Raw genomic sequence first — 6,665 nt, 5'->3', positions numbered from 1 at the left:
CGGTCTGCTCGGCACCGAGCTGGCCGCACCACTGGAACGGTGTGTGCGGCTTCGGCACGAAGCCTCCGATGGAGACCGTGCACCGGATGTCGCGCCGACCGCTGACCTGCCGACCGGTCTCGATGACCTTCTTGGCGAGCTCGGCGATCTGGCGCACGTCCTCGTCGGTCTCGGTCGGCAGGCCGCACATGAAGTAGAGCTTCACTTGGCGCCAGCCCGCACCGTACGCCGCGGCGACCGTGTTGATGAGGTCCTCCTCGGACACCATCTTGTTGATCACCTTGCGGATCCGCTCGCTGCCGCCCTCGGGGGCGAAGGTCAGGCCCGAGCGGCGACCGTTGCGGGTCAGCTCGTTCGCGAGGTCGATGTTGAACGCGTCGACGCGGGTGGAGGGCAGCGACAGGCCCGTCTGGGTCCCGTCGTACCGGTCGGCCAGACCCTTGGCGATGTCGGCGATCTCGGAGTGGTCGGCGGACGACAGCGACAGCAGGCCGACCTCCTCGAACCCCGTGGCGGCCAGGCCACGCTCGACCATCTCGCCGATCCCCTGGATCGAGCGCTCGCGGACCGGCCGGGTGATCATGCCGGCCTGGCAGAACCGGCAGCCCCGGGTGCAGCCGCGGAAGATCTCCACGCTCATCCGCTCGTGCACGGTCTCGGCCAGCGGCACCAGCGGCCGGGCCGGGTAGGGCCAGGCGTCGAGGTCCATCGTGGTGCGCTTGGCGACCCGGTCCGGCACCCGCGGCCGGTTCGGCGTGACCGCGGCCAGCGCTCCGCTCGGGTGGTAGCCGACGTCGTAGAACCGCGGCACGTACACGCCGCCGCTCTCGGCCAGCCGGGTGAGCAGTTCGTCCCGGCCGCCGGGCCGGCCCGCGGCCTTCCACCGGCGCACCGCGTCGGTGATCTCCAGCACGGCCTCCTCGCCGTCGCCGAGCACGGCGGCGTCGAGGAAGTCGGCGATCGGCTCCGGGTTGAACGCCGCGTGCCCGCCGGCGACCACCACCGGGTGATCGTCGGTGCGGTCCGCGGCCTGCAGCGGGATCCCGGCCAGGTCGAGCGCGGTGAGCAGGTTGGTGTAGCCCAGCTCGGTGGCGAAGCTGACGCCGAGCAGGTCGAACGCCCCGACCGGGCGGTGGGCGTCCACGGTGAACTGCGGCACGCCGTGCTCGCGCAGCAACGCCTCGAGGTCGGGCCAGACCGCGTAGGTGCGTTCGGCCAGCACGTCGGGCTGCTCGTTGAGCACCTCGTAGAGGATCATCACGCCCTGGTTGGGCAGCCCGACCTCGTAGGCGTCCGGGTACATCAGCGCCCAGCGCACCGTGGTGGAGTCCCAGTCCTTGACCGTGGCGTTCAGCTCGCCGCCGACGTACTGGACCGGCTTGGCCACCCTGGGCAGCAGCGGCTCAAGCCTCGGGAACAGCGACTCCACACTCACAGTGATTCAGGGTAACCGGCGCTCCGCGCGCTATCCGAACAGCGGGTCGGTCACGGTCAGGCCCAGGTCCGGACCGAGCTTGACGATCAGCGCGAAGATCAGCAGGGCGGCGCCGGCGAGTCCGATGTCCTTCTGGAACTGGATCATCTCCAGCTGCTTGGTCTGCGGATCGGTCTCCTTCCAGAACGCGTGCATGAGCACGGCGGTGGGAATCAGGAACACGACCAGCAGCAGGGCACCGAGATCGGCCCAGACGCCCAGCATCAGCATCACCGCGCCGATGATCATCATCACACCGCTGATCTGGGTGGCCAGCTTGGCCGCGGGCACGCCCTTGCTCGCCGCGTAGCCGGCCATGGCCTCGGTCTGGGCCAGGTGCGCGTACCCGGAGCCGAGGAACAGCAGGACGAACAGGATGCGTCCGATGAGGGCGACGACGTCCACTTCACAAACCTCCTGGTGAGGCGAGGCGGTCGGTCAACCGTTCAACTATCTCGGTTCGAGATCCACCTCGCAAATGATTCGATCATCGCAGGAGCAGCTGGCCCAGCCGATTGGCCGACACCACCAGACCGACCGCAGCCATGACCAGGAAATAGGCCAGGTGCCCCAGAATCGAGCCGTCGACCTGGCCGGTGGACAGCGCGCGCATGACCTCGATCCCGTGGTACAGCGGGAAACACTGCACGCCGAACTGGATCGCCGGTGGGTAGACGGTGAGCGGGAAGAACGTCGTGGAGAACAGAAACATCGGCATCAGGGCAAGCTGGACCAGGTCGAAATCCTGCCAGGACCGCATGAACGTCGTGCACGCCATTCCGATCGCGGCGAACCCGAATGCGATGAACAGGGCGGCCGGCACGACCAGCAGCGCCCACGGCGAGGTGACCAGGCCCATTCCGAGCATGACCGCGAAGAAGCCGACCGCGTACAGGCCGCCGCGCAGCAGCGCCCAGGCGATCTCGCCGATCGCGACGTCGATCGGGCCGAGCGGGGTGGACAGCACGGCCTCGTAGATCCGGTTGTACTTGATCTTGAAGAAGATGTTGAAAGTGGCGTCGTAGACCGCGCCGTTCATCGCCGACGCGGCCAGCAGCGCGGGCGCCACGAACGCCACGTAGCTGATCGGCTGCCCGCCGGGCCCGACCAGATCGCCGGCCAGCCGGCCGAAGCCCACACCCATGGCGACCAGGTAGAACAGCGGCTCGCAGAACCCGGAGACCACGGCGAGCCAGGTCCGCCGGTTGACCAGCAGCGACCGCTCAACCAGCATCCGCGCCCGGCCGGCGTACATCCCGGTGGGCAGCACGCGCAGCAGCAGCCCGCGCGGTTGCGGACCGCCGGCCGGCCGGCCCGCCGCGATCCCGGCCATGGTTTCGGTCATCGCGATTCCCCCTACTTCGCCAGCCTGCGCCGGAAGAACCGGACCGCGAGGGCGGCGCCGAGCGCGAACAGAGCGGCCAGATAGCCGAGGTGGCCAAGCGCCGCCCACGGGTTCAGCCCGCCGAACGCCGCTCCCCTGGCCAACTCGGTGCCATGCCACAGCGGGGTCAGCCAGGCCAGCGGGCGGATCCAGACCGGAAGCAGGTCGACCGGGAAGAACGTCCCGGCCAGCAGCGACATCGGCAGGATGACGAACCGGAACAGGCCGGCGAACGGCCCCTCGGTCTCCAGCGTGGCCGAGTAGGCGGTGACCGGCGCCCCGATCGCCATTCCGCCGAGCACCGCGACCACGAGCGAGATCAGAATCGCCGGGCCGGTCACCGCGCCAAGCACCGCCGCCACCGCCACGAAGACCAGCAGCGAGCTGGTCATCCGCACCGCGACCCAGGTGAGCTGGCCGGCGACGATCTGCCGGGCGGTGATCGGCGTCGCCGCGATGGCGACGTACTGGGCCTGCCACTTGAACGAGCCCAGCACCGGGTAGGTGCACTCGAACGCGGCGATCTGTACGGCGGTGGCCACCAGCAGGGCCGGCGTGAGGTACAGGACGTAGCTCAGCCCGCCGGTGGCCGGGCCCGGCTGCACCTGCGAGCCGAACCCGAATCCCAGGGCAAGCAGGAACAGCACCGGTTGCACCACGCTGGACACGGCGGAGGACCGCCAGTTGCGCCGGTACCAGGTCCAGTAGCCCTCCATCACCAGGAACGCCGCGGCGACCGGGCCGGGCACCCGGCCCAGCCCTCTGGTCCGTTCGGCCACCTCGGTCATCGTTCCCGTCCCCTCAGTCCACCAGCGTCCGGCCGGTCAGGCGCAGGAACACGTCCTCCAGCGTGCTGCGCCGGACCAGACTGGACATCGGGCGCACGCCGCGCTGGTGCGCCGCCTCCAGCGCGGCCTCGCCGTCGGTCGTGTAGAGCAGCACCCGGTCCGGAAGCACCTCGACCCGCTCACCGAGGTCGGCGACGGTCGCCTCGACGCCCTCTTCCTCGCCGGGCGGGAACCGCAGCTCCAGCACCTCGCGGGTGGAGTAGCGGGCGATCAGCTCGGCCGGGCTGCCCTCGGCGGCGATCCGTCCGTTGTCCATCACCACCAGCCGGTCACACAGCTGCTCGGCTTCTTCCATGTAGTGCGTGGTGAGGATGAGCGTGACGCCGGACTGTTTGAGCCGGAACAGCCGGTCCCACAACAGATGCCGGGCCTGCGGGTCGAGTCCGGTGGTCGGCTCGTCGAGCAGCAGCAGCTCGGGGTCGTTGATCAGTGACCGGGCGATGGTCAGCCGGCGTTTCATGCCGCCGGACAGCGGCTCGACCTCGTCCTCGGCCCGGTCGGTGAGCTGGGCGAAGTCGAGCAGCTCGGCGGCCTTCTCCCGGACCTGGGCCCGGGACATGCCGAAATAGCGGCCGTAGACGTGCAGGTTCTGCCGCACGGTCAGCTCGACGTCCAGGTTGTCCAGCTGCGGAACCACACCCAGCCGGGCCCGGATCCGCGGGCCGTCCCGGTCCGGGTCCAGGCCGAGCACGCTCAGCTCGCCGCCGGAGCGCGGCGACACGCAACCGATCATGCGCATGGTCGAGGACTTGCCCGCGCCGTTGGGGCCGAGGAACCCGAACGCCTCGCCGCGCCGGACCTCGACGTCGATCCCGCGGACGGCCTCGAACTCACCGAACCGCTTGGCGAGATCCCGCGCGTGGACGAGCTGACCGTTCCCACCCATGGCTTCGCAGGGTAGAGCGACCCACCGACAGCCGACGAACGGTTTACCCCGTCAGCCCAGGTCGGGGAACCAGAGCTTGATCTCGCGCGCGGCCGAGTCGGTGCCGTCCGAGCCGTGCACGATGTTGAACTGGACCTCGAGGGCGAAGTCGCCGCGGATGCTGCCGGTCGCGGACTTCACCGGGTCGGTGGCGCCGGCGAGCTGACGGAACGCCTCGATCGCGCGCGGGCCCTCGACCACGGCCGCCACCAGCGGCCCCGAGGTGATGAACTCCAGCAGCGACTCGAAGAACGGCTTGCCGGCGTGCTCGGCGTAGTGCTGCTCGGCCAGCGCGCGGTCCACGGTGCGCAGTTCGAGGGCGGCCAGCGTCAGGCCCTTGCGCTCGATCCGGGAGATCACCTCCCCGACCAGCCCACGGCCGACGCCGTCCGGCTTGACCAGGACCAGGGTGCGCTCGCTCAACGTCTCTCCTTCGCGATTGGGGTTCGGCCGCAGCGTATCGAGGGTTGACTTTGTACCAAGTCTTGCCCCATGATGGTGATACATCGATTGCTACAGAAGGGGCGTGCGATGGCGACGGAAGCGGCTCTGGAGCGAGCCCGGTGCTGGCTGCGCCGCCAGCGGCTCGAGATCGAACCGTCCCCGCTCGTCGTGGGCCGTCTGGAGGCGCGGCGGCGCGGCGCCCGAGCGGAGATCGTCACCGAGCTGGCCGGCGTGATCGCCCTGCTCACCTGGATGTTCCTGGTCCACGGGGGTGACGACCCGGTCACCAATCAGGCTTGGTCGATCGGGATCATCGGCATCGTCGTCGTCGGGATGCTGGTCGGGTTCTGGTGGCAGCGCCGGGTCGAGCGGCCGCTGCTTGCCGGCCACCCGACCCGGGCCGCGCATCCGGCGGCCGCCGGCGTGGAGCGGGTCCTCGGCCGGGCCCACCTGCGGGCCGCCGTCGCCGTCTACGGGGGCGGCCTGCTCCTCGGCACGGCGCTGGCCATGTTCGCGCCGCCCGGAACCGCGCGGGGGCTCGCCTTGGTCTTCCTGGCGGGCGTGACGGTGCTGGGCGCACTCAGCGGGCTGGCTCTGGCCACCACGCTGCGCCGTCCGTCCCTGGCCGACGACGCGGAATCGCTGCTGGTCGACGACGCGCTGCGGACCGAGGACGCCCGCCGGGCCACCCTGCCGTACGTGCTCATCGTTGCGTTGATGTTCGCCATGGATCCCACGATCGGACTCGGATCGCCGGCCAGCATGGCGCTGCTGGGCTACGCGGTTGCCGGGGGGGCGTGCTGGTACTTAGCCGAACGCAACGCCCGGTGTGCCCGGAAGGTCGAGCCGGCCGTCCGATGATCACCATCGACACCGCCTCGGCGGTCCCGCCCTACGAACAGGTCCGCTCGCAGCTCGCCACGCAGATCAACGACGGCACGCTGGCGGTCGGCACCCGGCTGCCCACGGTCCGCCGGCTGGCCGCCGACCTCGGGCTGGCGGCCAACACGGTGGCCCGTGCCTACCGCGAGCTGGAGGACGCCGGGCTGGTGGACACCCGCGGCCGGGCCGGCACGTTCGTCGGCGCCACCGGGGACGCCTCCCGCGCCGCGGCGGCCACGGCGGCCCGCGAGTACGCGGCGAAGGTGCACGCGCTGGGCCTCGGCCGGGCCGAGGCGCTGCGCATCGTCACGGCCGCGCTCGGCGCCGCGACCTAGGAGTCCGAAGTGGACTCCGCGACCCGCTTGGCCACCTCGCGCCGGAACCACAGCAGGCACAACCAGACCAGCCCGAACACCAGGCCGAGCACGCCGAGGGCGGGCACCGCGAACCAGGAGGCGATCAGCACCAGCTGCAGGCCCAGCGCGACGGCGATCCCCCACGGCCGGCCGGCCACCGCGCAGGTCAGGAACAGCGCCAAAGCCAGCGCGCCGACCAGAACTCCCTGCCAGGTGGCCAAACCGTCGCCGAGCTTGGCCACAACCGGCAGCGCAAGCAGCACCACGATGCCCTCGAGGATCAGGGTCGCCGCCACCACGCCACGGAACGACCGCAGGGGATCCGGCGCCGTCACGCGGCCACCTCATGCGG

Annotated in this window: 9 protein-coding genes; 2 read left to right on the top strand and 7 right to left on the bottom strand. The window is 70.8% G+C overall.

Translation table 11 applies throughout. The annotated features are described in order from the left end of the window. From VFV67_RS36575 to ndk, 6 genes are all read right to left on the bottom strand, one after another. On the bottom strand, positions 1 to 1,435 hold a 1,435-nt coding region (locus VFV67_RS36575), incomplete at its 3' end, for a TIGR03960 family B12-binding radical SAM protein (protein WP_326475312.1). Between the two features lie 30 nt (positions 1,436 to 1,465). After that, positions 1,466 to 1,879, bottom strand: a complete 414-nt coding sequence (locus VFV67_RS36570; RefSeq protein WP_326475311.1) for a DoxX family protein — start codon at positions 1,877 to 1,879, stop codon at positions 1,466 to 1,468. An 82-nt stretch (positions 1,880 to 1,961) separates the two neighbouring features. Next, positions 1,962 to 2,819 carry an ABC transporter permease gene (locus tag VFV67_RS36565; RefSeq protein WP_326475310.1) on the bottom strand — a complete coding sequence of 286 codons (858 nt, stop codon included), beginning with the start codon at positions 2,817 to 2,819 and terminating at the stop codon, positions 1,962 to 1,964. Between the two features lie 11 nt (positions 2,820 to 2,830). Continuing rightward, positions 2,831 to 3,646, bottom strand: coding sequence for an ABC transporter permease (locus VFV67_RS36560; RefSeq protein WP_326475309.1), 816 nt, complete (start codon positions 3,644 to 3,646; stop codon positions 2,831 to 2,833). 13 nt (positions 3,647 to 3,659) lie between these two features. Beyond that, the gene (locus VFV67_RS36555; RefSeq protein WP_326475308.1) at positions 3,660 to 4,592 is read right to left on the bottom strand and encodes an ABC transporter ATP-binding protein; all 933 of its coding nucleotides are present in this window, start codon (positions 4,590 to 4,592) and stop codon (positions 3,660 to 3,662) included. A gap of 51 nt (positions 4,593 to 4,643) precedes the next feature. After that, positions 4,644 to 5,054, bottom strand: a complete 411-nt coding sequence (ndk, locus tag VFV67_RS36550; RefSeq protein ID WP_326475307.1) for a nucleoside-diphosphate kinase — start codon at positions 5,052 to 5,054, stop codon at positions 4,644 to 4,646. 108 nt (positions 5,055 to 5,162) lie between these two features. Here ndk and VFV67_RS36545 point away from each other — a divergent pair, with 108 nt between their 5' ends. Both VFV67_RS36545 and VFV67_RS36540 read left to right on the top strand, forming a co-directional pair. After that, the gene (locus tag VFV67_RS36545) at positions 5,163 to 5,936 is read left to right on the top strand and encodes a hypothetical protein (RefSeq protein WP_326475306.1); all 774 of its coding nucleotides are present in this window, start codon (positions 5,163 to 5,165) and stop codon (positions 5,934 to 5,936) included. Then, positions 5,933 to 6,292: a GntR family transcriptional regulator gene (locus VFV67_RS36540; RefSeq protein WP_326475305.1), complete on the top strand. Its 360-nt coding sequence runs from the start codon at positions 5,933 to 5,935 to the stop codon at positions 6,290 to 6,292. Before VFV67_RS36545 ends, VFV67_RS36540 begins: the two co-directional genes overlap by 4 nt. On the opposite strand, the gene VFV67_RS36535 is transcribed toward VFV67_RS36540, so the two are convergent. Next, positions 6,289 to 6,648 carry a DUF4233 domain-containing protein gene (locus tag VFV67_RS36535; protein WP_326475304.1) on the bottom strand — a complete coding sequence of 120 codons (360 nt, stop codon included), beginning with the start codon at positions 6,646 to 6,648 and terminating at the stop codon, positions 6,289 to 6,291. The genes VFV67_RS36540 and VFV67_RS36535 overlap by 4 nt on opposite strands. Positions 6,649 to 6,665: the final 17 nt, after the last annotated feature.

It is taken from the genome of Actinophytocola sp., from assembly GCF_035762905.1.
Lineage (GTDB): Bacteria > Actinomycetota > Actinomycetes > Mycobacteriales > Pseudonocardiaceae > DASYTH01.
Note: the sequence above shows the minus strand (reverse complement) of the source record. Positions and strands in the feature narration are given on the sequence as shown.